The sequence below is a fragment of the Mesorhizobium waimense genome (assembly GCF_003601975.1).
Lineage (GTDB): Bacteria > Pseudomonadota > Alphaproteobacteria > Rhizobiales > Rhizobiaceae > Mesorhizobium > Mesorhizobium waimense.
The window spans coordinates 1-20,410 of the sequence record NZ_QZWZ01000012.1 but is presented as its reverse complement, the minus strand read 5'-3'; the positions used below and the strand labels follow the sequence as shown (position 1 = coordinate 20,410).

25 protein-coding genes are annotated in these 20,410 nt (G+C 62.7%); 14 read left to right on the top strand and 11 right to left on the bottom strand.

Annotation, left to right across the window (positions count from 1 at the left end):
• Window positions 1-129: 129 nt before the first annotated feature.
• Entirely contained in the window at window positions 130-1,059 is a 930-nt protein-coding gene (locus D3227_RS16595) for a glutaminase (RefSeq protein WP_120015183.1), read from the bottom strand.
• A gap of 10 nt (window positions 1,060-1,069) precedes the next feature.
• Complete coding sequence (locus D3227_RS16590) at window positions 1,070-2,218, bottom strand: pyridoxal phosphate-dependent aminotransferase (protein ID WP_120015339.1); 1,149 nt, start codon at window positions 2,216-2,218, stop codon at window positions 1,070-1,072.
• A gap of 151 nt (window positions 2,219-2,369) precedes the next feature.
• Here D3227_RS16590 and D3227_RS16585 point away from each other — a divergent pair, with 151 nt between their 5' ends.
• The 6 genes from D3227_RS16585 (at window position 2,370) to aat (ending at window position 7,712) form a co-directional block, all read left to right on the top strand.
• On the top strand, window positions 2,370-3,782 hold the full coding sequence (locus tag D3227_RS16585; RefSeq protein WP_120015182.1) for a M48 family metalloprotease: 1,413 nt from the start codon (window positions 2,370-2,372) through the stop codon (window positions 3,780-3,782).
• Window positions 3,783-3,841: 59 nt separating this feature from the next.
• Window positions 3,842-4,645: a DsbA family protein gene (locus tag D3227_RS16580; RefSeq protein WP_120015338.1), complete on the top strand. Its 804-nt coding sequence runs from the start codon at window positions 3,842-3,844 to the stop codon at window positions 4,643-4,645.
• Window positions 4,646-4,780: 135 nt separating this feature from the next.
• Entirely contained in the window at window positions 4,781-5,215 is a 435-nt protein-coding gene (gene aroQ / locus D3227_RS16575) for a type II 3-dehydroquinate dehydratase (RefSeq protein ID WP_120015181.1), read from the top strand.
• 26 nt (window positions 5,216-5,241) lie between these two features.
• Window positions 5,242-5,703 carry an acetyl-CoA carboxylase biotin carboxyl carrier protein gene (accB, locus tag D3227_RS16570; protein ID WP_120015336.1) on the top strand — a complete coding sequence of 154 codons (462 nt, stop codon included), beginning with the start codon at window positions 5,242-5,244 and terminating at the stop codon, window positions 5,701-5,703.
• A gap of 18 nt (window positions 5,704-5,721) precedes the next feature.
• On the top strand, window positions 5,722-7,080 hold the full coding sequence (gene accC / locus D3227_RS16565; RefSeq protein ID WP_120015180.1) for an acetyl-CoA carboxylase biotin carboxylase subunit: 1,359 nt from the start codon (window positions 5,722-5,724) through the stop codon (window positions 7,078-7,080).
• 14 nt (window positions 7,081-7,094) lie between these two features.
• Complete coding sequence (gene aat, locus D3227_RS16560) at window positions 7,095-7,712, top strand: leucyl/phenylalanyl-tRNA--protein transferase (protein WP_120015179.1); 618 nt, start codon at window positions 7,095-7,097, stop codon at window positions 7,710-7,712.
• 11 nt (window positions 7,713-7,723) lie between these two features.
• Here aat and D3227_RS16555 read toward each other — a convergent pair whose 3' ends face one another.
• From D3227_RS16555 to D3227_RS16545, 3 genes are all read right to left on the bottom strand, one after another.
• Window positions 7,724-8,122: a hypothetical protein gene (locus tag D3227_RS16555; RefSeq protein WP_425374514.1), complete on the bottom strand. Its 399-nt coding sequence runs from the start codon at window positions 8,120-8,122 to the stop codon at window positions 7,724-7,726.
• Window positions 8,123-8,197: 75 nt separating this feature from the next.
• Window positions 8,198-8,737, bottom strand: a complete 540-nt coding sequence (locus D3227_RS16550; RefSeq protein ID WP_120015178.1) for a DUF2155 domain-containing protein — start codon at window positions 8,735-8,737, stop codon at window positions 8,198-8,200.
• 127 nt (window positions 8,738-8,864) lie between these two features.
• Window positions 8,865-9,263, bottom strand: a complete 399-nt coding sequence (locus D3227_RS16545) for an NADH:ubiquinone oxidoreductase subunit NDUFA12 (protein ID WP_120015177.1) — start codon at window positions 9,261-9,263, stop codon at window positions 8,865-8,867.
• Between the two features lie 238 nt (window positions 9,264-9,501).
• Between D3227_RS16545 and panB the strand changes: the two genes are divergently transcribed.
• Both panB and panC read left to right on the top strand, forming a co-directional pair.
• Window positions 9,502-10,329: a 3-methyl-2-oxobutanoate hydroxymethyltransferase gene (gene panB, locus D3227_RS16540; protein WP_245451777.1), complete on the top strand. Its 828-nt coding sequence runs from the start codon at window positions 9,502-9,504 to the stop codon at window positions 10,327-10,329.
• The gene (gene panC, locus D3227_RS16535; RefSeq protein ID WP_120015175.1) at window positions 10,326-11,177 is read left to right on the top strand and encodes a pantoate--beta-alanine ligase; all 852 of its coding nucleotides are present in this window, start codon (window positions 10,326-10,328) and stop codon (window positions 11,175-11,177) included. Before panB ends, panC begins: the two co-directional genes overlap by 4 nt.
• Before the next feature lie 39 nt (window positions 11,178-11,216).
• On the opposite strand, the gene D3227_RS16530 is transcribed toward panC, so the two are convergent.
• Together D3227_RS16530 and gatB are read right to left on the bottom strand one after the other, a co-directional pair.
• Window positions 11,217-11,705, bottom strand: a complete 489-nt coding sequence (locus D3227_RS16530) for a GNAT family N-acetyltransferase (protein WP_120015174.1) — start codon at window positions 11,703-11,705, stop codon at window positions 11,217-11,219.
• Between the two features lie 4 nt (window positions 11,706-11,709).
• The gene (gatB, locus tag D3227_RS16525; protein ID WP_120015173.1) at window positions 11,710-13,209 is read right to left on the bottom strand and encodes an Asp-tRNA(Asn)/Glu-tRNA(Gln) amidotransferase subunit GatB; all 1,500 of its coding nucleotides are present in this window, start codon (window positions 13,207-13,209) and stop codon (window positions 11,710-11,712) included.
• Between the two features lie 301 nt (window positions 13,210-13,510).
• Between gatB and D3227_RS16520 the strand changes: the two genes are divergently transcribed.
• Window positions 13,511-13,759, top strand: coding sequence for a YjhX family toxin (locus D3227_RS16520; protein ID WP_120015334.1), 249 nt, complete (start codon window positions 13,511-13,513; stop codon window positions 13,757-13,759).
• Window positions 13,760-13,809: 50 nt separating this feature from the next.
• On the opposite strand, the gene D3227_RS16515 is transcribed toward D3227_RS16520, so the two are convergent.
• From D3227_RS16515 to D3227_RS16500, 4 genes are all read right to left on the bottom strand, one after another.
• Window positions 13,810-14,241: a CBS domain-containing protein gene (locus D3227_RS16515; RefSeq protein WP_006200834.1), complete on the bottom strand. Its 432-nt coding sequence runs from the start codon at window positions 14,239-14,241 to the stop codon at window positions 13,810-13,812.
• An 88-nt stretch (window positions 14,242-14,329) separates the two neighbouring features.
• Window positions 14,330-15,088, bottom strand: coding sequence for a rhomboid family intramembrane serine protease (locus tag D3227_RS16510; RefSeq protein WP_120015172.1), 759 nt, complete (start codon window positions 15,086-15,088; stop codon window positions 14,330-14,332).
• A gap of 195 nt (window positions 15,089-15,283) precedes the next feature.
• Window positions 15,284-15,634: a hypothetical protein gene (locus tag D3227_RS16505; protein WP_147377612.1), complete on the bottom strand. Its 351-nt coding sequence runs from the start codon at window positions 15,632-15,634 to the stop codon at window positions 15,284-15,286.
• Between the two features lie 172 nt (window positions 15,635-15,806).
• Window positions 15,807-17,210 (bottom strand): S8 family peptidase, encoded by a 1,404-nt coding sequence (locus tag D3227_RS16500; RefSeq protein WP_120015170.1) that lies wholly within the window; start codon window positions 17,208-17,210, stop codon window positions 15,807-15,809.
• 58 nt (window positions 17,211-17,268) lie between these two features.
• Between D3227_RS16500 and D3227_RS41125 the strand changes: the two genes are divergently transcribed.
• The 5 genes from D3227_RS41125 (at window position 17,269) to D3227_RS16480 (ending at window position 20,378) form a co-directional block, all read left to right on the top strand.
• Window positions 17,269-17,478 carry a hypothetical protein gene (locus D3227_RS41125; protein WP_147377611.1) on the top strand — a complete coding sequence of 70 codons (210 nt, stop codon included), beginning with the start codon at window positions 17,269-17,271 and terminating at the stop codon, window positions 17,476-17,478.
• A gap of 31 nt (window positions 17,479-17,509) precedes the next feature.
• Complete coding sequence (locus tag D3227_RS44300; RefSeq protein WP_167480726.1) at window positions 17,510-17,749, top strand: copper chaperone; 240 nt, start codon at window positions 17,510-17,512, stop codon at window positions 17,747-17,749.
• A 359-nt stretch (window positions 17,750-18,108) separates the two neighbouring features.
• Window positions 18,109-18,747, top strand: a complete 639-nt coding sequence (locus tag D3227_RS16490; RefSeq protein WP_120015168.1) for a PAS domain-containing protein — start codon at window positions 18,109-18,111, stop codon at window positions 18,745-18,747.
• Window positions 18,748-18,874: 127 nt separating this feature from the next.
• Window positions 18,875-19,492: a PilZ domain-containing protein gene (locus D3227_RS16485; RefSeq protein WP_120015167.1), complete on the top strand. Its 618-nt coding sequence runs from the start codon at window positions 18,875-18,877 to the stop codon at window positions 19,490-19,492.
• 280 nt (window positions 19,493-19,772) lie between these two features.
• Window positions 19,773-20,378, top strand: coding sequence for a transglutaminase-like cysteine peptidase (locus D3227_RS16480; RefSeq protein WP_120015166.1), 606 nt, complete (start codon window positions 19,773-19,775; stop codon window positions 20,376-20,378).
• Window positions 20,379-20,410 lie beyond the last annotated feature (32 nt).

Here is a 20,410-nt window from a genome sequence, read left to right as displayed (position 1 = left end):
ATTCAGGTCAGGCCGAGCCGAGAATGATGGTTTCCGAGAACCGGAGCGGAGCGTACTTAAAGTACATGAGCACCGGAAGCGCAGGAAGCCGCCATTCGCAGGCCGGCCTCACCTGAATATCAGTAAGTCCTATGGCGCAAAGATCGACCAGTTCATCATCTTCGCCAGCCTCTCCAGCGCGATCGATCCCAGCTTGGAATTGCCATTGGCGTTGAGGCCCGGCGACCAGACGGCGAGCGATGCGACGCCCGGCACGATCCCTAATATGCCGCCGCCCACGCCGCTTTTGCCCGGAATACCGACACGGAAAGCAAAGTCGCCGGATCCGTCATAATGGCCGCAGGTCAGCATCATCGCGCCGATGCGGCGCGCCCGCTCGGCCGACACCACCGAATGCCCGGTCGCCGGGTTCTTGCCGCCATTGGCAAGGAAGCGGCCGGCCATCGCCAGTTGCCGACAGCTCATGGCGATGGCGCAATGGTGGAAATAGACGCCCAGCGCCAGCTCCGGCGCATGGTGAAGATTGCCGAAGGATTTCATGTAGTTGGCCAAAGCGAAGTTGCGAAAGCCGGTGGCGCGCTCGGAGGCTGCGACCTCGCGATCGATGATGATGGTTTCGTCATCCGCCAGAAACTGGATGAAGCGCAGGATCTCGCCGATCGCCTCGCGCGGCTGGTGGCCGGCGAGCAGGATGTCGGAGACGACGATGGCGCCCGCATTGATGAACGGATTGCGCGGAATGCCGTTCTCATGCTCGAGCTGGACGATCGAGTTGAACGGATTGCCCGACGGCTCGCGCCCGACGCGCTGCCACAGCGCATCGCCGACATTGCCGAGCGCCAGCGTCAGCGTGAACACCTTGGAAATGCTCTGGATGGAAAACGCTTGATCGGCATCGCCGGCCACCAGCACACGGCCGCCATTGGTGACGGCGGCAATGCCGAATTTCTTCGGATCGACCTTGCCGAGCTGCGGGATATAGCTGGCGACATCGCCGCGATCCGTGCGCTCCGCCATTTCGGCGGCGACTTCCGCAAGCGCCCGTTCGAGTTCCGGCATGATGTCCCCGTTACTTCAGCCAGCGCTCGATGCGCGCCAACGCCTCGATCATTTCGTCATGGCTGCCGGCATAGGAAAAGCGCATGGTCCGGTGTCCGGCGAGCGGATCGAAGTCGCGGCCGGGCGTTGCCGCCACATGCGCCTCGGCCAGCATTTTTCGCGCAAAGGCCATGCTGTCATTGGTATGCCTGGTGACATCGCAGAAGGCGTAGAAGGCGCCGTCCATGGGTGCAGCCAGCGGAAAACCGAGTTCCGGCAGGCGCTTCATCAGAAGTTCGCGGTTCCAGGCATAGCGCGCCTTCACCGCCTCCAGCTCCTGCGTCGCCTTGAACGCCTCGATGGCCGCTATCTGCGACAGCTCCGGCGGCGAGATGTAGAGGCTCTGGGCAATACGCTCGACCGGCCGCACCAGCTCTTCCGGCAGCACCATCCAGCCGATGCGCCAGCCAGTCATGCAATAGTATTTCGAAAACGAGTTTATGACCGTCACGCCTGAGCCGTAGGCCAGCGCCGTCGTGTCGGGCGCCGCATAGGCCAGCCGGTGATAGATCTCGTCGGAAATCACCGCGATATCAAGCTCTTCGGCCGTTCTCACCAGCGCCGACAGCTCGTCGGCGGGAATGACCGCGCCGGTCGGATTGGCCGGGCTGGCGAACAGCACACCCTTCAGCGGCTTTTCGGCATGCGCGATCATCAGGTGCTCGGCATGCAGATAGGCGTCAGTGCCGAGCTCGATCTCGACGATTTCGATGCCAAGCGCGGCCATGATGTTGCGGTAAGCGGGATAGCCGGGCGCCGCGATGGCGACGCGGTCGCCCGGGTCGAACATCGCCAGGAAGGCCAGGTTGAAGGCGGCCGAGGACCCGGTGGTAACGGCGATGCGGCCGGGCGGGATATCGATCCCGTAGTGGTCGCCATAGTGCCCGGCGATCGCCTTGCGCAGGTCGGCAAGGCCCAGCGCATCAGTATAGCCGATGCGGCCGAGCTTCAGCGCTTTCGCTGCAGCTTCCCTTACCCCCACAGGCGCCGGGTCGGATGGCTGCCCGACCGCCATCGACACCACCGGCACGCCCGTCGCCTTCAGCCGGTTGGCCTCGGCCAATATGTCCATCGCATGGAACGGCTCGACCTCGCCGCGGCGCGAAAGTGAAACGACCATCTTCAAATCCATCACACCGGGATCGGTCCCGGTCAAAGCTGCAGGCCCTTTTGGCCGCACAAATGCCCGATTGGTGTGGGGATCACAAGCGCAGGAAGTTTTCGGTGCCGACTTTTCATCTTTCGCCCGCTCGTCTACCAGTGGACCTGTCATGTTGAGCCGACCCAGATCGACGTTTTCCATATCTTCCCTTGGGAGGACCGCGCGCGGCTTCGCGACGCTTTTGCTTGCCGCCGCCATCGCGGTCTCCGGCTCGGTCAGCGCCTTCGCGCAGAACGTGCCGGTGGTGCGCGATGCCGAGATCGAGGCGTTGGTGCGCGACTATGCGCGGCCGATCTTCAAGGCGGCCGGTCTCGCCAATGACGGCGTCAACATCATCCTGGTCAACGATCAGAGTTTCAACGCCTTCGTCACCGGGCGCCGGCTGTTCATCAATACCGGCGCGCTGATGATGGCCGAAACGCCCAACGAGATCATCGGCGTCATCGCCCATGAGGCCGGCCATATCGCCGGGGGCCACCAGCAGAAATTGCGCGAGCAGCTTGAGCGCGCCAAGACGATGGCGATCATCGCCACCCTGCTTGGCGCCGGCGCCATCGTTGCCGGTGCCACCACCAACAGCCGCGGCCTTGCCGGCGCCGGCATGGGTGTCGCGGCCGGCGGCGGCGAGATGGCGCAGCGCAGCATCCTTGCCTATCAGCGCACCGAAGAGACGACCGCCGACCGCTCGGCGATCACCTATCTCAACGCCACCGGCCAGTCCGGTATGGGCATGCTGAAGACCTTCGGCCGCTTCCAGAGCGCGCTGTCCCTGTCTGGCGCGCAGGTCGATCCCTACCGGATCAGCCATCCGATGCCGCAGGAGCGCATTGCCAATCTCGAAGTGCTGGTCAAGCAGAGCCCCTATGTCGACAAGGTCGATCCGCCGGCGCTGCAGCAGCGCCACGACATGATGCGCGTCAAGATCGCCGCCTATATGGGCGGTCAGGCCGCCGCGACGCGGCTGATGCGCAAGAGTCCAGGCAGCCTTGCCTCACGCTATGGCGAGGCGCAACTGGCCTATCTCTACGGCAATCTGGCCGCAAGCCTCGCCAAGACCAATGCGCTGATCAAGGAACAGCCGAAAAACCCCTATTTCCAGGAACTGCGCGGCGACATCCTGATGAAGGCGAACAAGCCGAAGGATGCAGCGGACGCCTACGCCAAGGCAGTCAGCCTCGATCCGGCGCGGTCCGGGCTGCTGCCGGTCTCCTATGGCCAGGCGCTGATGGCGGTCGGCACACCCAAATCGCTGAAGAAGGCTGTGGTGCAGATCAACAATGGTCTTGGACGCGACCGGGAAAACGCCGAGGGCTATCGCTATCTGGCCCAGGCCTATGGCGAGCTCGGCAACATTCCGGCGGCCGAACTCGCGACCGCCGAAGGTCGTTTCTATTCCGGCGACTACAAAAATGCGAAAATCTTCGCCATGCGCGCGCAGCAGAAATTGAAGCGCGGCGAGCCGGGATGGCTTCGCGCTCAGGATATCATAAACTACGCGCCATCAGGCAAAATCAAGAAGTGAACCTTCCGGCAGCATACTGCGACAAAAGCGGACGGAACAAGGCAAGAGGATAAGGGATGATGAACAAGGCAATTCTGCTCGGCACGACGGGAGTGGCGGCCGCTCTTGCCATGCTGGCTTTCGGCTTCGTCGCCGGCAGCCCGCAGGCGGCCAAGGCCGATACGGCGCAGGTCGTGCAGGTAGCGTCCTCGGACACCAAGATCGACCGGGCCGAGGTCGAGGGCATCATCCGCGACTATCTGCTGAAGAATCCTGAGGTACTGCTCGAAGTGCAGGACGCGCTCGAAGCCAAGCAGAAGGAAGAACAGCGGATCGCTGCGCTCGGCGTCATCAAGAACGCCAAGGACGAGATCTTCAACTCCACCTTCGACGGCGTCGTCGGCAATCCGAACGGCAAGGTAACGATCGTCGAGTTCTACGATTACAATTGCGGCTTCTGCAAACGCGCCATCGACGACATGCAGGCGCTGACGAAAGCCGAGCCGGACCTGCGCTTCGTGCTCAAGGAATTCCCGATCCTGGGTCCGGATTCGCAGAAGGCCAGCGTCGTCTCAATGGCCTTCCACCTGATGAAGCCGGAGAAGTACGGCGAATTCCACAACGCCCTGCTCGGCGGCCCGGGTCGCGCCACCGAGGCCACGGCCATCAAGGTTGCGCTGTCGCTCGGCGCCGACGAAGCAGCGCTTCGCGAGAAGATGAAGGACCCAAGCATCCACGAGGCGATTTCCAAGACCTACGATCTCGCCACCAAGCTCGCGATCACCGGGACGCCTTCGTATGTGGTCGGCAACGAGGTTGTGTTCGGGGCGCTCGGGCAAGACGTTCTGGCCGAAAAGATCGAGGCAGCGAAGGCCGCGCTCTGATCTATGGCAGCAGGCGGTTTCCCGCCTGCTGTGGACAGCAAAAGAACGCACTTGCGCTCTTTTCGCAGGCGTCTATGCCCATTATAGAGGGCCCAGCGCGCCGGCTGAGGCCGGCGCCGGGAAAGGTCGGCATTCTTGAAAACGGTTTTCGTTCTGAACGGTCCCAATCTCAACGCGCTCGGCAAGCGCGAGCCGGGGATCTATGGCGGAAAGACGCTTGCCGCCATCGCCGACGACTGCAAGCAGGCGGGTGCAGAACTTGGTCTCGAGATCGATTTCCGTCAGTCGAACCATGAGGGCGACCTCGTCGACTGGATCCAGGAAGCCGGCGACAAGGCAGCCGGCATCGTCATCAATCCGGGCGCCTACAGCCACACCTCGATTGCCATCCACGATGCGATCCGCTCGATAGCGCCGCTGCCCGTCGCCGAAGTGCATCTTTCCAACATCCACGCGCGCGAACCGTTCCGCCACGTCTCCATGGTCTCGCCGGTCGCCGTCGGCATGATCTGCGGATTCGGGCCGCTCGGCTACACGCTCGCGCTGCAGGCGCTGGCGGCACGCCTGTGACCGGCCAACAAACAGAAGGCTCGAAAATGTCAATAAAAAAGACCGGTGTTGACCAGCAGCTGATCCGCGACCTGGCGGGCATACTGAACGACACCAACCTCACCGAGATCGAGGTCGAGCTGGGCGATCTGAAGGTGCGCGTGTCGCGGCAGGCACCCGCCGTGCATGCGATCGCGGCACCCCAGGCCAGCTATGCCCCCGCGGCAGCGCAGCCGGCTGCGGGCGCTGCGGCGCCGGCTACCGCCGACGTGTCCAAGAACGCTGTCCCTTCGCCCATGGTCGGCACCGCCTACCTGGCGCCTTCGCCCGACGCCAAGGCATTCATCGAGATCGGCCAGAAGGTCAAGGAAGGCCAGACGCTTTTGATCATCGAAGCGATGAAGACGATGAACCAGATCCCATCGCCCCGCGCCGGCACGGTGACGGCCATCCTGTTCGAAGATGCCCAGCCGGTCGAATACGGCATGCCGCTCGTCGTGATCGAGTAGAGCCGGGAACAGACAAAAATGTTCCAGAAGATCCTCATCGCCAATCGCGGCGAAATCGCCCTCCGGGTGCTGCGCGCCTGCAAGGAGCTCGGCATCCAGACGGTGGTGGTGCATTCGACCGCCGACGCCGACGCCATGCATGTCAGGCTCGCCGACGAGAGCGTCTGCATCGGCCCGCCGCCATCGCGCGACAGCTATCTCAACATCCACCAGATTGTCGCCGCCTGCGAGATCACCGGCGCCGATGCCGTGCATCCGGGCTATGGCTTCCTGTCGGAGAACGCCAAATTCGCCGACATCCTCGCCGCCCACAACATCACCTTCATCGGCCCGTCGGGCGATCATATCCGCATCATGGGCGACAAGATCGAAGCTAAGCGCACCGCAAAGCGTCTCGGCATCCCGGTCGTGCCCGGCTCCGACGGCGCGGTCACGGAAGAGAAGGAAGCCAAGCGCATTGCCGCGGGGATCGGCTATCCCGTGATCATCAAGGCGTCGGCCGGCGGCGGAGGGCGCGGCATGAAGGTGGCGCGCACCGAGGCCGATCTCGAGGTCGCGCTGCAGACGGCGCGCTCGGAAGCGGGTGCCGCCTTCGGCGACGACGCTGTCTACATCGAGAAGTACCTGGAAAAGCCGCGCCATATCGAATTGCAGGTGTTCGGCGACGGCGCCGGCCGCGGCGTCCATTTCGGCGAGCGCGACTGTTCCTTGCAGCGCCGCCACCAGAAGGTCTGGGAAGAAGCCAATTCCCCGGCACTCAATGCCGAGGAGCGTGCACGCATCGGCGGCATCTGCGCCAGCGCCGTCGCCGATCTCGGCTATTCCGGCGCCGGCACCATCGAATTCCTCTACGAGAACGGCGAGTTCTACTTCATCGAGATGAACACCCGCCTGCAGGTCGAGCACCCGGTGACCGAGGCGATCACCGGTATCGACCTCGTGCATGAGCAGATCCGCGTCGCATCCGGCGGCGGGCTTTCGGTGCGCCAGGAGGACATCAAGTTCAATGGCCACGCCATCGAATGCCGCATCAATGCCGAGGACCCGCGCACCTTCACGCCCTCGCCCGGCACGATCACCCATTTCCACACGCCTGGCGGGCTCGGCATCCGTGTCGATTCCGGCGTCTATTCCGGCTACAAGATCCCGCCCTACTACGACAGCCTGATCGGCAAGCTGATCGTGCACGGCCGCAACCGCGTCGAATGCATGATGCGGCTGCGCCGCGCTCTCGACGAATTCGTCGTCGACGGCATCAAGACGACGCTGCCGCTGTTCCGCGACCTGGTCGGCAATGCCGATATCGCCAATGGCGACTACGACATCCACTGGCTGGAGAAATACCTGGCCAAGGGTGATGAGGTCGCGAACTCGTAAGTTATAATGTCGCGATGACCCGCCCCTACGCGCCCGGCTATCGCATCCCGACCGACCTTTTGCTGAAGGCCTATGCGTCCGGCGTGTTTCCGATGGCCGAAAGCGCCAGCGACCCTGAAGTGTTCTGGGTGCGGCCGGAGACGCGTGGCATCATTCCGCTCGACAGCTTCCACACGCCGAAGAGCCTGAAGAAGACGATCCGCAAACATCCGTTCGACATTCGCTTCGACTTCGATTTCGAGGCGACGATCGACGGCTGCGCCGAAAAGCGCGAGGAGCGCCGCTCGACCTGGATCAACGCGCCGATCCGTGAAGCCTATGTCGAGTTGCATCGGCTGGGCCATTGCCATTCGGTCGAGGCGTGGCGCGAGGAGCGGCTGGTCGGCGGCCTCTACGGCGTCTCGCTGGGCCGCGTGTTCTTCGGCGAGAGCATGTTCGCCAAGGAGACGGACGCGTCCAAGACCTGCCTTTATTTTCTCGTCGAACGGTTGAAGGCGCGCCGCTTCGCGCTGCTTGATACGCAATTCACCACCGATCACCTCAAACGCTTCGGCGCTGTCGACGTGCCGCGCGGCAAGTATGAAAAGATGTTGGCCGACGCACTGAAGGGCGAGGCGATCTTTTTTCCCTGATGGCTGTCTCGTCAGCCTTTCGAAGTCTCCATCGGCGTCTGAGAATGGAACATCATCTCCCAGCCGTCGGCGCGATGCACATAGCCGGTGCTGACCAAGGCCGCATAGGCTTCGCCGTTCTCTCGTGTGGCGTGGGCCTCATAGGTCAGCATGACGATGTCGCTGCCCGGCTCGACCATGCCCTTCACGTCGATCTCGAGATCGCGCCAGCGGTTTGGTTTGCTGGCGGTTTTAGCCAGATCAGCGTTGCTGATCGCTTGCGCCATCTCAGGAAAGGCCACGAGGCATTCGGCATCGGCATTGGCGGCATAATAGGCCGCATCGCCGCTCCAAAACCCCTTTTCAAGGTCCAGCAATACCTTCTTGCTGACCGTCATGTGCTTGGTTGCTGACATCGCAAGATCCTCCATGCGCAACGTTGCGCGGTCGTTCGTTGCCAACGTGTGGCAAGCAAAGCGGTTCCTCCCGGATCTTGCTATGGGGGATCAGTTGGTGCTGTCGGTGTCCGGCTCGGTCGTGGCCGGAGCGGCGGCGGCCTTGGGCTTGGACGTATCGACCTGTGGTGCGCCACTCTTGGCCGCGTCGGGTGGCGGTACGTCCGACTTCTGCTTGCAGGCCTTCAGCCAGACGTCGTAGACGGCGTGCTCCACGGCGTTCAGGCCGGGGCTTTCGGCGAACATCCAGCCGGTGAAGATGCGGCGGATCTTACGGTCCAGCGTGATCTCGTCGACCTCGACGAAGGAATCGGTCTTCGGCTCTTCGGTCTCCGGCCGCGAATAGCAGATGCGCGGCGTCACCTGCAGAGCGCCGAACTGCACAGTCTCGTCGATATAAACATCGAAGGTGATGATGCGGCCAGTGATCTTGTCGATGCCGGCGAATTCGGCGACGGGATTGGTGATGCGCTCGGCCACCGCCGGCGCTACAGGCGCTGCCGGCGTCTGCGCGGCGGCAAACGTCGTCGTGCAGGCGGCAAGAGCGGCTGCCGTCAGTCCGCCCATCGAGATTCGGCTGAAGATGCTCATGCAAGGATACCGGTGGTTGCGCCCGGGTGATTCTTTCGATCGCCAAGGCTAGTCGCCGTTTTCAGATCAGCAAGCAGCTAAACGTCAATTGTGGCGACAAAGGACCGATCGGCGCGGTGATGGCCGATTACGAACCAGGCGTCCAGGCGTCGTAGTCGCCGGTCACTTGCGGGCGATGCTGGTTGGTCAGCACCGAACCCTTCGGCCTGTAGGCAGCCGCACTGCCGGTGAGGTTCGGCTGGTGCGGCTTCTGCCACTCGCGCGGCCGGTAGTCCTCGCTCGGCGGCGCGGTATCGACGCGGTGATGGATCCAGCCGTGCCAGCCCGGCGGGATGGCTGAGGCTTCCGAATAGTCGCGGTAAATGACCCAGCGGCGGGTACGGCCTTCCGAATCGACACCGCCCTCGTAGTAGACGTTGCCGGCTTCGTCCTGCCCGACCTGCTTGCCGTGACGCCAGGTGTGGAAGCGGGTTCCCAGTGTCTGGCTGTTCCACCAGGTGAAAAACTGCAGAAGGAAAGTTTTCATCCAGATCCTCGCGGCGGCAGCGGCGGCGCCTGTTTCCTGCTTATGGCGTCAGGCCTTCGCGAAGGCAAGGGTTTTGCCGCGCGGGCGACGCAAATGGGCCGTGCGCTAAATCGATGCAGCCGCACGGTTGGCGGAAGCTCGGCTTGCCAAGCACTGCTTGTCTTTCTAAAGCTCGGCTCGCCCGGCAGCGGGCGCCCGGCCCGGTGCCGGCTGAGGGAGGTGAGGATTGGCCCCAGAAATGTCCGCCGATGTCCGGATTGGCCCTGACGACATTCGCCGCCGCAAGCGCGGCGTGCCGATCGTCTGCCTGACCGCCTATACCTACCCCGTCGCCCGCCTGCTCGACGACCATGTCGACCTGCTCCTGGTCGGCGACAGCGTCGCCATGGTCCTGCACGGCCACAAGACCACGCTCGGCGCCTCGCTGGAAATGATGATTGCCCACGGGCAAGCGGTGATGCGCGGCTCGGCCAAAGCCTGCGTGGTGGTCGACATGCCGGCCGGCAGCTATGAGACTTCAGCGGCGCAGGCCTTAGCCTCGGCACGGCGGGTCATCGACGAGACCGGCTGTCAGGCGGTCAAGCTGGAAGGCGGCATCGATGTCGCAGAACAGATCGCGGCAATTGTCGCCGCCGGCATCCCAGTCATGGGCCACATCGGCCTGCAGCCGCAATCGGTGGAAAAGGATGGCGGCTACAAGATCAAGGGTCGGACCGAGGAGAATATGGTGGCCCTGTTTCGCGACGGCGAGGCGGTGGAAAAAGCCGGCGCGTTCTCGCTCGTCATCGAGGGTACGGTCGAGACCGTCGCCACCGAGCTCACGCGGCGCCTCTCCATTCCGACCATCGGCATCGGCGCCAGCGCCGACTGCGACGGCCAGATCCTGGTCATCGACGACATGGTCGGCCTGACCGTCGACCGCGTGCCGAAATTCGTCAAGGAATATGCCGAACTGCGCGGTGTCGTCTCCGATGCGGCGGCCCGTTATGCGGCCGAGGTGCGCAGCCGCGCATTTCCCGGCCCGGATCACGTCTTCCCGTCCACCTCAGGCAAGGACAAGGCATGAGCCGGCCGATCGTCGTCGACAATGTCGTCGCCCTGCGCGCACAAATCCGCGCCTGGCGGCAGGACGGCCTGCGCATCGCCATGGTCCCGACCATGGGCGCACTGCATGACGGCCACATCTCGCTGGTCAGGATCGCGCTCGAAAAGGCCGATCGCTGCCTCGTCTCGATCTTCGTCAATCCGACGCAGTTCGCCCCCACCGAAGACCTCGACAAATACCCGCGCCAGTTGGCCCGCGATCTCGAGCGGCTGGCGGAAGCCGGCGCGCATCTGGCTTTCACGCCTGATGTTGCCGGGATGTACCCAACCGGCTTCGCGACAAAAATCTCGGTCGGCGGCCCCTCGTCAGGTCTCGAATCGGACTTCAGGCCGAGCTTCTTCGACGGCGTCGCCACGGTCGTCGCCAAGCTCTTCCTGCAAGCCTTGCCCGACTATGCGATCTTCGGCGAAAAGGATTATCAGCAGCTTTGCGTCGTCAGGCAGCTATGCCGCGACCTCGACCTGCCGGTGCAAATCATCGGCGCGCCGACGGTGCGCGACGCGCATGGCCTCGCCATGTCGTCGCGCAACGCCTATCTCGGCGAAGCCGAGCTGGAAGTCGCGCGAAAACTCAACGCGATCCTGCGCCGGACAGCGACAGCGCTCGCGGCCGGCGCCGATGAAGCCGGCGCGACGGATGAGGCCGGACGCGCCCTTGTCGAAGCGGGCTTCCAGCGGGTCGACTACATTGCCGCGCGCGAAAACCTGACTTTAGCCCCCTGGCGGAGCGGCCGCGACGGTCGCCTGCTCGCCGCCGCCTGGCTCGGCAAGACCAGGCTGATCGACAATGTGGAGATTCCTTCCGCCTGATTCGGAAGGCCTTCGCAACCAGCGCTTTTGCGGTCGGCCCTATCCGATCGTCTTCTCGAAGATCAACGCCGGCAATCCCGAACCGCCGCCGCAATCAGCGGTTTTGCCGACGGACGAAAACCCCTGCGCGCGGTAGAAGGTGATTGCCGCGACGTTTGCTTCCTCCACTTCGAGGCGCAGCGTATGCGCTTCGGGAAAGCTGGCCTCGACCTCGTCGAGCAGCGCCCGGCCAATTCCCTGCCGCTGGCAGGACGGACGCACGTAGAGCTGGTTCAACAGGATGACTTTCGGCTCCGTGGTGGCAGCGGCGAAGGCCATGCCGCCGATACGCTTGCCGTCATCGGCCACCAGGAATTCGGAATTCGGCCGCGTCAGCCGCGCCTTCAGCGACGCGATCGAGTGCCAGTCGTCGGTGATTTCGGTGACCCGTGCGACGCCATAGATGGCGTCGTAGGTGGCATGCCACGTCTCGACCAACAAGGCCCGCACCGCGGCAAGATCGCGCTCGCTGGCGGTGCGGATGAACATTGCCCTACTCGATGCCGAGCTTGGCCTTGACGAGATCGTTGACCGCCTGCGGGTTGGCCTTGCCGCCGGTCGCCTTCATCACCTGGCCGACGAACCAGCCGGCCATGGTAGGCTTGGCCCGCGCCTGCTCGACCTTGTCCGGATTGGCGGCGATGACGTCATCGACCGCCTTCTCGATGGCGCCAGTGTCGGTGACCTGTTTCATGCCGCGGCTTTCGACCAGCTGGCGTGGATCGCCGCCCTCGTTCCAGACGATCTCGAACAGGTCCTTGGCGATCTTGCCGGAGATGGTGCCTTCCTTGATGAGATCAATGACGGCACCCAGCTGATCGGGCGAAACCGGAGCGTTTTCAATATCTTTGCCGGCCTTGTTGAGGGCGCCCAAAAAATCGTTGATGACCCAGTTGGCGGCGAGCTTGCCGTCGCGCCCCGCGGCCACCTGCTCGAAATAGTCGGCAATTGGCTTTTCCGATACCAGGATCGAGGCGTCGTAGGTCGACAGCCCCAGCGAAGCGATCAGCCGCGTCTTCTTGTCGTCGGGCAGTTCCGGCAGGTCTTTCGCCAAGGCGTCGACATAGGCCTGGTCGAATTCCAGTGGCAGCAGGTCGGGATCGGGGAAATAGCGATAGTCATGCGCTTCTTCCTTGGAGCGCATCGAGCGCGTCTCGCCCTTGTTGGGATCGAACAGCCGTGTCTCCTGGTCGATCTTGCCGCCATCCTCGAGGATGGCGATCTGCCGGCGTGCCTCGTAATCGATAGCCTGGCCGATGAAGCGGATCGAGTTGACGTTCTTGATCTCGCAGCGCGTGCCGAATTCGCCGCCGGGCTTGCGCACCGAGACGTTGACGTCGGCGCGCATCGAGCCTTCGTCCATATTGCCGTCGCAGGTGCCGAGATAGCGCACAATGGTGCGCAGCTTGGTGACATAGGCCTTGGCCTCGTCCGCCGAGCGCATGTCGGGCTTGGAGACGATCTCCATCAGCGCCACGCCCGAGCGGTTGAGGTCGACATAGGACATGGTCGGATGCTGGTCGTGCATCGACTTGCCGGCATCCTGCTCCAGGTGCAGGCGCTCGATGCCGACCTCGATGTCCTCGAACTCGCCCTGCCTGTCAGGGCCGACCGAGACGATCACCTTGCCCTCGCCGACGATCGGCTGCTTGAACTGCGAGATCTGGTAGCCCTGCGGCAGGTCCGGGTAGAAATAATTCTTACGGTCGAAGACAGACTTGTGGTTGATCTCGGCCTTGAGGCCCAGGCCTGTGCGGATCGCCTGCTTGACGCATTCCTCGTTGATGACCGGCAGCATGCCCGGCATCGCCGCGTCGACCAGGCTGACATTGGCATTGGGCGCGGCACCGAACACCGTCGAGGCGCCGGAAAACAGTTTTGCCTCCGAAGTGACCTGAGCATGCACCTCGAGGCCGATGATGATTTCCCAGTCGCCGGTGGCGCCGGGGATCAGGCGTTTGGCGTCGGGCGTGCGGGTATCGATGATGGTCATGGGAGCCTGCAATTGGAACTATGGAATATGCGCAAACGCATATTTTGATGTGCAACTTCGCTAGTGCAAACCGCCAAAAGAGACAAGCGCAAAGCCCGCAGGCTGGCCTTTTCAGCCGTTTTCGCCTATAGGCCACTCATCCCAATGGAGAGTGGATGTCCACTTACGCTCAGTCCCGGTAAGGCCCTGACCTCGTAGCGAGGCAGGGCAGAAAACCTGAAACCCCGTGCCGCGACATGCTCGCGGCGGCGGCCTTTTGTGTTTTTCCCGGAAACTCTCACATGGATATTTCGCGCGCCAAATCAAAAAATGCCACAGCGTCCTGCACCTGCTCGCGCAGGGCGGGCGCATCGAAATCCAAAAGAACGAGAAAAGGCGCATCGCCTCCGTCAAATGCCTGACCCGCGACGGCTGGCATTATCCGGGCGTCGGTCTCGACCTGTTTCGAAAATTGAAACGGAAAAAGGCGGTTTCCTCGTCGGGCGGCGGTCCCTACCGCATCACCCGGCGTGGGCTCGAACTCGTCCGCGCCGAACTCGACAACAGGTAGCGTATGGCTCCGCCGGTCGGCTTCTCCGGCCGGCGGTTTCCCTTCACCGCTCAGGCGGTGGCGATATAGGCCCTGATTTCCTCGGCCTCGCGCTCGACGTCCTCGATGCGCCGTTTGACCACGTCGCCGATCGACACGATGCCGTAGAGCAGGCCGTCTCGTTCCACCGGCAGATGACGGAAGCGGCCCTTGGTCATGATTTCCATGACCTCGTTGACGGTGTGGTTCTCATTGCAGATCTTCACCTTGGGCGTCATCGCCGAGCGCACCGGGATTTCAAGTGCTGCCGCTCCTTCCCTGGCGATCACCCGTACGATGTCGCGTTCGGAAAGAATGCCGACGATCTTGTGATCGCCATTGGTGATGACCAGCGCGCCAATCCTGTGTTCGGTCAGGATACGAATAGCTTCGCTCAGCTTTTCGTTCGGCCCGAGCGTCAACACGTCATGGCCTTTCTTCTCGAGAATTGCCTTAACAGTCATGGCGTCCTCCTCAGCTTTTGCTTGCCGGTTCCTGCCCTGACCGGCATTCACGTTCCGGTGAACATGGTGCGCCGTGATTGGTTGCATTTCAAGTGCGGCGGTCATCTTCGTCTACGTGGACGTCCTGCTGGCGCCGATCGAAAAGGCGCACGCCGAAGAAGCCGGCGACAAAGCCGCCAATATGAGCTTCCCAGGCGATCTGGCTGTCAACGCCGGGCGCAAAGCCGATAAGGCCGGTGACGAGATTGATCACCATCCAGACGCCGAGAAAAGTCATGACGCCGCGCGAGCGCAGCACCTCCGCGATCGGCAGCGGCGCACCGGCAAAGGCGGCCTTGCCCGAAGAGCGGTCGATGCGGAACCCAAAGCGCGCCGCGGCCCCCATCATGCCTGAAATGGCGCCCGAAGCGCCAACCAGAGGCGCCTGGCCGAGCGGATGCACGGCCCAAAACAGCACCACCGCCGCCAGTCCGGTCGCGGCGAAGAACAGCGAGAACCAGAACGTGCCGAACCGGTTCGCCAGCGGCGAGCCGAAAGCCGCGAGCCACACCATGTTGATGGCCAGATGCGCGAAGCCGCCATGCAGGAAGGCATAGGTGAAAGGGCTGGTGAACGCGTAGACATCGAGATCGAACTGGCCGGAATAGCGGATCGGCACGAAGGCGGTCCGCACCAGCAGGGCAAAATCCTGGTCGTCGGTGAGCCCGTAGACGCGGATCAGATGGACGGCGACGCAGATGCCGATCACCGCCAGCACCACGGGCGGCAGGTTGAACACCGGCTCGCGGCGCGGCTCCGGGGCCTCGTCCTGCTGTTCGATTTCGGAAGGGCTTGCCGGCTCGCTCATTCACATCTGTTCCAGGGATTCGGATGTAGAGCATTTAGAGCAAAGCGGGTCTGAGTGGGAATTTTTCTCTCCGCAATGCACCCGCAGGACAAACCTCCCTGCCGAGCACCACGAGAACCTCCACTCGGCCAGATGGCCGCGGGCACGCCAGTTTTCACGGGAGGCTTGGGCGCCGCCAGGTTGCTGCTTGAAGCCCTAGCGCAACTCTCGCTTGACCGGTTTCGGCAAGATGTCGTCGACGACATTCGGCAATACGGTCTTGACCTCGGCGCTCTCGAGCATGGCGCCTATGGCGTCGGGATCTCCGCTCACGGATGCGGAGTTGGCCGAAGGACGGACCTTTCCCAATGTCACCGCGCCAGGCTTTCCCACGCTTTTTTCGGCCTGCTCGATCACGCGCGAAACGGTCTCCGGCAATGCTGCGCCGGCGACGTCGTCGTTGAAGAAAACCTGCGCACTCACCGGCTTGCCCGAGCGCGCCTGACGTTGCAACTCGTCTTTGATCGCCGCCGGGCTCCAATCCTGAGATGCCTTTTCATCGGCCATCTTGCCAGCCTCCGGTTTCGCTGCGGCAATATATAGGCCCGATTTCGCAAATGACAGGCGGCAGGTTTCGGCTTCGACGGCTATGAATCCGAAATTCGCAGCCCTTTTTGGATGATGCGAATTTCGGATTACCACACTGCAGCACCGCGCATCATTTGGGACGCGCAAAGGTCTAGATTCTGGCAGCAGCAACTTTCTTGCCGGTCGATTTGGTCGCGTGTCTGGTGACCGGCTTTGCTTTCGAAACCTTCCGCCGCGAAGCCACTGCGACTGCCGGGCCTTTCACTGGCAAAGGCGAACCCGTCAGCAACTGGAAGGCGCGCCGCAAGTCGGGCAGCCCTCGGTTGCCGCGTGCCTTCTGCATGCCCACCGGCAATGTGCAGGAGCCGATGATCGCCTGCTCGATCTGGTCGATGCTCGCTGCCGGCTTTGCCTGCTTGAGCAGCACCGCCAGCCCCGCGACATGCGGCGTCGCCATGGACGTGCCGTCCATTTCGGCAAACTTTCCGCCTGGGATGCAGGACAGGATCCCGACCCCAGGCGCCACCAGATCGGGTACCAGCGGATCCGCCGGCCGGTCGAATTTCTGACTGCTCGAGAACGACGCCACCGCGTCCGCCTGATCCATCGCCCCGACGGAAAGGACATTGTCATAATTGCCCGGGGAACGGCTGGTCAGCGGCCCTTCATTGCCGACCGCGAAAACCGGCAGCACGCCGCCAGCACGCAGCGCATTGATGATCTGCTGGAATGCGGGCGTAAAGCCCCGCAAGCCCAGCGACATGCTGAGAATGGGACACTTCTTTTCGATGATCCAATCCATCCCGGACAAAATACGGTCGATCACCTGGCCGCCTTCGATCACCATGGCGCTGGCGATCTGCGCTCCCGGCGCAACGCCGAAGGCACCCTTCTCTCCCGCCCGTCCGACTATGGTGCCGGCCGTGTGGGTGCCGTGCTCGTCGCTGTCATGCGGCTTGGCGTCGGGAACCTTGTCGCCTGCAAGATCGAACTCGGCGAAATCGAAGATGGCCCCCTTGAGCGACGGATGGTCGCCGTCGATGCCCGTATCGAGATGGCCAACGACGACACCCTTGCCGTCGAACCCTGCATTCCACATATCCTCCACGCCCAGCCGGCGCAGCCCCCAGCTCAGCGTTTTCCTGGGCCGTGCCGGCCTGATGCTCGTCGGCCGGATGAGGCTCAGTTCCGGGGCCTTGACGATGCTCCCCGCAGTCGGGCTCGTCTCGAGGGCAGCCATGCCGGCTGCATCGACAAAGCCCGTGGCGAGGCCCAGATGAGGATAGACGCGCATACGGCGCGTGGCCGGATCCACGGCGCGCCGGAAGCTGCGGCTGGCGGAAGCCCGGGCGTCGAGCGCCAGGCTTTCCTGCTGTGCTTCGCTGGGGACGATAAAGTGATCCTGCAATTGCGCTTCGGCGGCGCGAGACGCTGAACTGTCGACGCCACCTCGCGCCGCGGCAAGACCGAGCCCGAGCCCAGCCGGGGTCAGCATTACGATGACCTTCGCGTAGCCGACCGACGCGATGGTTTCTGCGATGTCCTGATTGGCCATGATGTCCTCCCGTCTATGGTTTCAAGCTGCTTTGCACTGCTAAGGGCGGACGCCAACCATGGCGGACCGGGTCGATTCCGGCCGCCTTGCCGAAGCAGATGCCGGGACCGTGTTCGACGATTGTTTTGTGGAGGCGTCCACTTATTTCGAATTTGAAAATTCGGCGGCATTACAAGCATTTTTCGATGCTTGTCTGGTGTCCGCAGCCATACTAACTGATCGATTCCCTTCGGCCTGTGAAATTACTCACATAGCAAAATATTTCTAAAGCAACGGAGACTTTACTTTTACATCAATGCTTGACGCATGGCGTCTGGTGCGTCGGCTCATGCTGGGCATTGATGCTGCTGCCCTTGCTGGTTTCGCACGGACATGTTGCCACGATGGCTGCCGGGGGGGGCGTTGTGGCCATTCACCGAACGTTTCGACCGGCCGATGCCAGCGCTGGAGCTGGCGCTGCCCGGGCAGGCCATCCGCATAGCGGCCGTACAGGGCAGGAATGCGACCGCGCCGCAGTCAAAGGAGTGATCACGCGGTGATCATTGGGCGGACGGAGCATCAACGGCGAATCGCCGGAACGAATCATCCGGCGCGAATCAAAAAAGAAGCCGTTCAAGGTCCCCCCTTGAACGGCTGGTCGAGTCCCCTGCTCCCCTGAACTCTTGACTGAAGTGCTGCCGATCGTTGCGAAACGACCGTTTTTGGAGTGGTTTTTATGTGCCACAGCGACCGTCGGACAGCAACGTAAACCACTTGTTAACCTTAACGGTCCCGACCCGTGAACAAGTGTTAACGATGCTGGCACGCATCCTGCAACGCAACGCATGTAGTCATCGGAGGGCGCCCTGTCTGTTCGCCGATGGGACATGAAAAGACAGATTGCGCGGAAGAGCACAAAATGAACCAGAACGGATCAATCACGCTGTTCCATTATTGGAACCGGCTGCGTGATGGGCGCCCCGCCCCGAAGCGTTCGGAAGTGGAGCCCGCCGACATCAAATCGCTGCTTGCCGACACGTTCATCCTCGAAAGGGATACGCGCGGCGAAGCGGTGTTCCGGCTTGCCGGCACCAGGCTTTGCGCCGGATATGGCCGCGAACTCAAGGGGTTCTCCTTCCCCTCCCTGTGGCGCGAGAAGGACCAGCGGCTCGTTGCGCGGCTGGTTCACGGCGTCTTCGACCAGAAGTCGGTGGTGCTCATCACCTATGAGGGGTTCAGCCGCAACGGCCGTTCCAACAAATTCGAACTGCTTGCCCTGCCGCTCGACGGCGGCGTCGAAAGTCCGCGCTGCCTGGGCGTCATCAGCGCCGCCGAAAGGCCGTTCTGGCTGGGTGCCGATCCGATCACCGATGCACTGATCGATTCGATCCGAGTCGTCGATCCGGACAAGGAGCCGATGTTCCTGAAGAACCGGCCGGCGATCAGCGTTCCCTCGCTCGTTCCGTCCGAATACGACCCGCCCGAAACGATTTCGGCGCTCGGCCGCGCGCGCCGCATCCGCCATCTCGTGGTGTTCGACGGCGGGCGTGGGGAATAGTTCAAATCTGAAGTCGTATCTTAAGGCTGACGACGGACTTTTCTTCTTTGTTAACCTGCATGGCTGTACTTTTCCGGGTGAAATTCCTCGCATCGACGCGCGGAATGCCAACGGGGTGTAGGCAGTCATGAGGTCAGCGGCGGTCGACTACGCGCCGTCCCGCGCCGAAAGGCGTAACTTTCAGCGCGTCCAGGTCAAGATCTATGGGCGCTTCATGCTGGAAGACCGCACCGAGCACCCGTGCCAGGTGATCGACATGTCGCCTGGCAATGTCGCGTTGCGCACCGAGCGCATCGGCATGCCCGGCGAAAAAGTCATCGCCTATATCGACCACATCGGCCGCATCGAAGGCGTCGTCACCCGCACCTCGCAGGACGGCTTCGCGATGACGGTCATTGCCTCGGAGCGCAAGAAGGACAAGCTCGCCGCGCAGCTGACCTGGCTCGCCAACAAGCACGAGCTCGACCTGCCGGAAGACCGCCGCCACGAGCGCGTCGCGCCGCGCAATCCGATGAGCGTGCTCCAGCTTACCGACGGACGCCAATACCAATGCCGCATCATCGACCTGTCGCTGTCGGGCGCGGCAATCGAGATCGACGTCAAGCCGGCGATCGGCATCCAGGTCATGCTGGGCACGATGCGCGGCCAGGTGGTGCGTCACTTCGAGGACGGCGTCGCCGTCGAATTCGCCGTCATCCAGCGTCCGGAAACCCTGGACTCCGAATTCAACGCGCCACGCTCCTGACGGACGGCGATACGCCAGACCATTGAACCGGCCCATTTGCGGCCGGTTTTTTGTTGTTCGCACTGACGCCCGCGGCCAAAATGACCAGTGCCTGACCCGCACTGAGACACCGCGCCACGCTGACAAAATCTGGCCTCGGAGAAGGTCAGAGCAATTTTAGATCAAGCTAATTCAAATTTTATGTTTATTCTATTGGCGTTTTACTCAATGTCTACTTCGGGTTTTTGCGTCAAATAAATCCGCCTGTGACAATGTCTCCTCAAACGGGGAGACTAAAACAATGAAGAAGACGAGGGGCGAGCTGTTGCTCATGGCAATGGCGATGCAGCTTTCCGCTTTGGCTACAGCCTATGCAGGGCCGGTTTTCATGCACACGGGCGGCCGCACCACGCAGCCGGTCGGCCACTACGAGTTCTGCCAGAAGCTTCCAGGGGAATGCACCGAAAGGACGCCGAAGCAGGCACCGATCGAACTGACCCGCAAGCTCTGGGCGAAGATCGTCAGTATCAACAATTCGGTCAACACCAGGATCACGCCGCGCACCGACATGGAAATGTGGGGCAAGGAAGAGGTCTGGTCCTATCCCGACAGTGGCTTTGGCGACTGCGAGGACTACGCGCTGGAGAAGCGCCGCGAGCTGATGGATGCCGGCGTCCCGGCCGGCGATCTCCTGATGACGGTGGCGCGCCAGCCGAACGGTGACGGCCATGCGGTGCTCACCGTGCGCACCAGCCTCGGCGAGTTCATCCTCGACAATCTGCAGCTCAAGGTGCTGGCCTGGACCGACACCGACTACACCTACCTAAAGCGCCAATCGACGGAGAATTCGGGCGTTTGGGTGACGATCAACGACGGCCGCGAGGACGCGGTCGCCAGCGTCCGCTAGGTCGCGACGAGAAAGCCCGGTCGAGTCCCCAC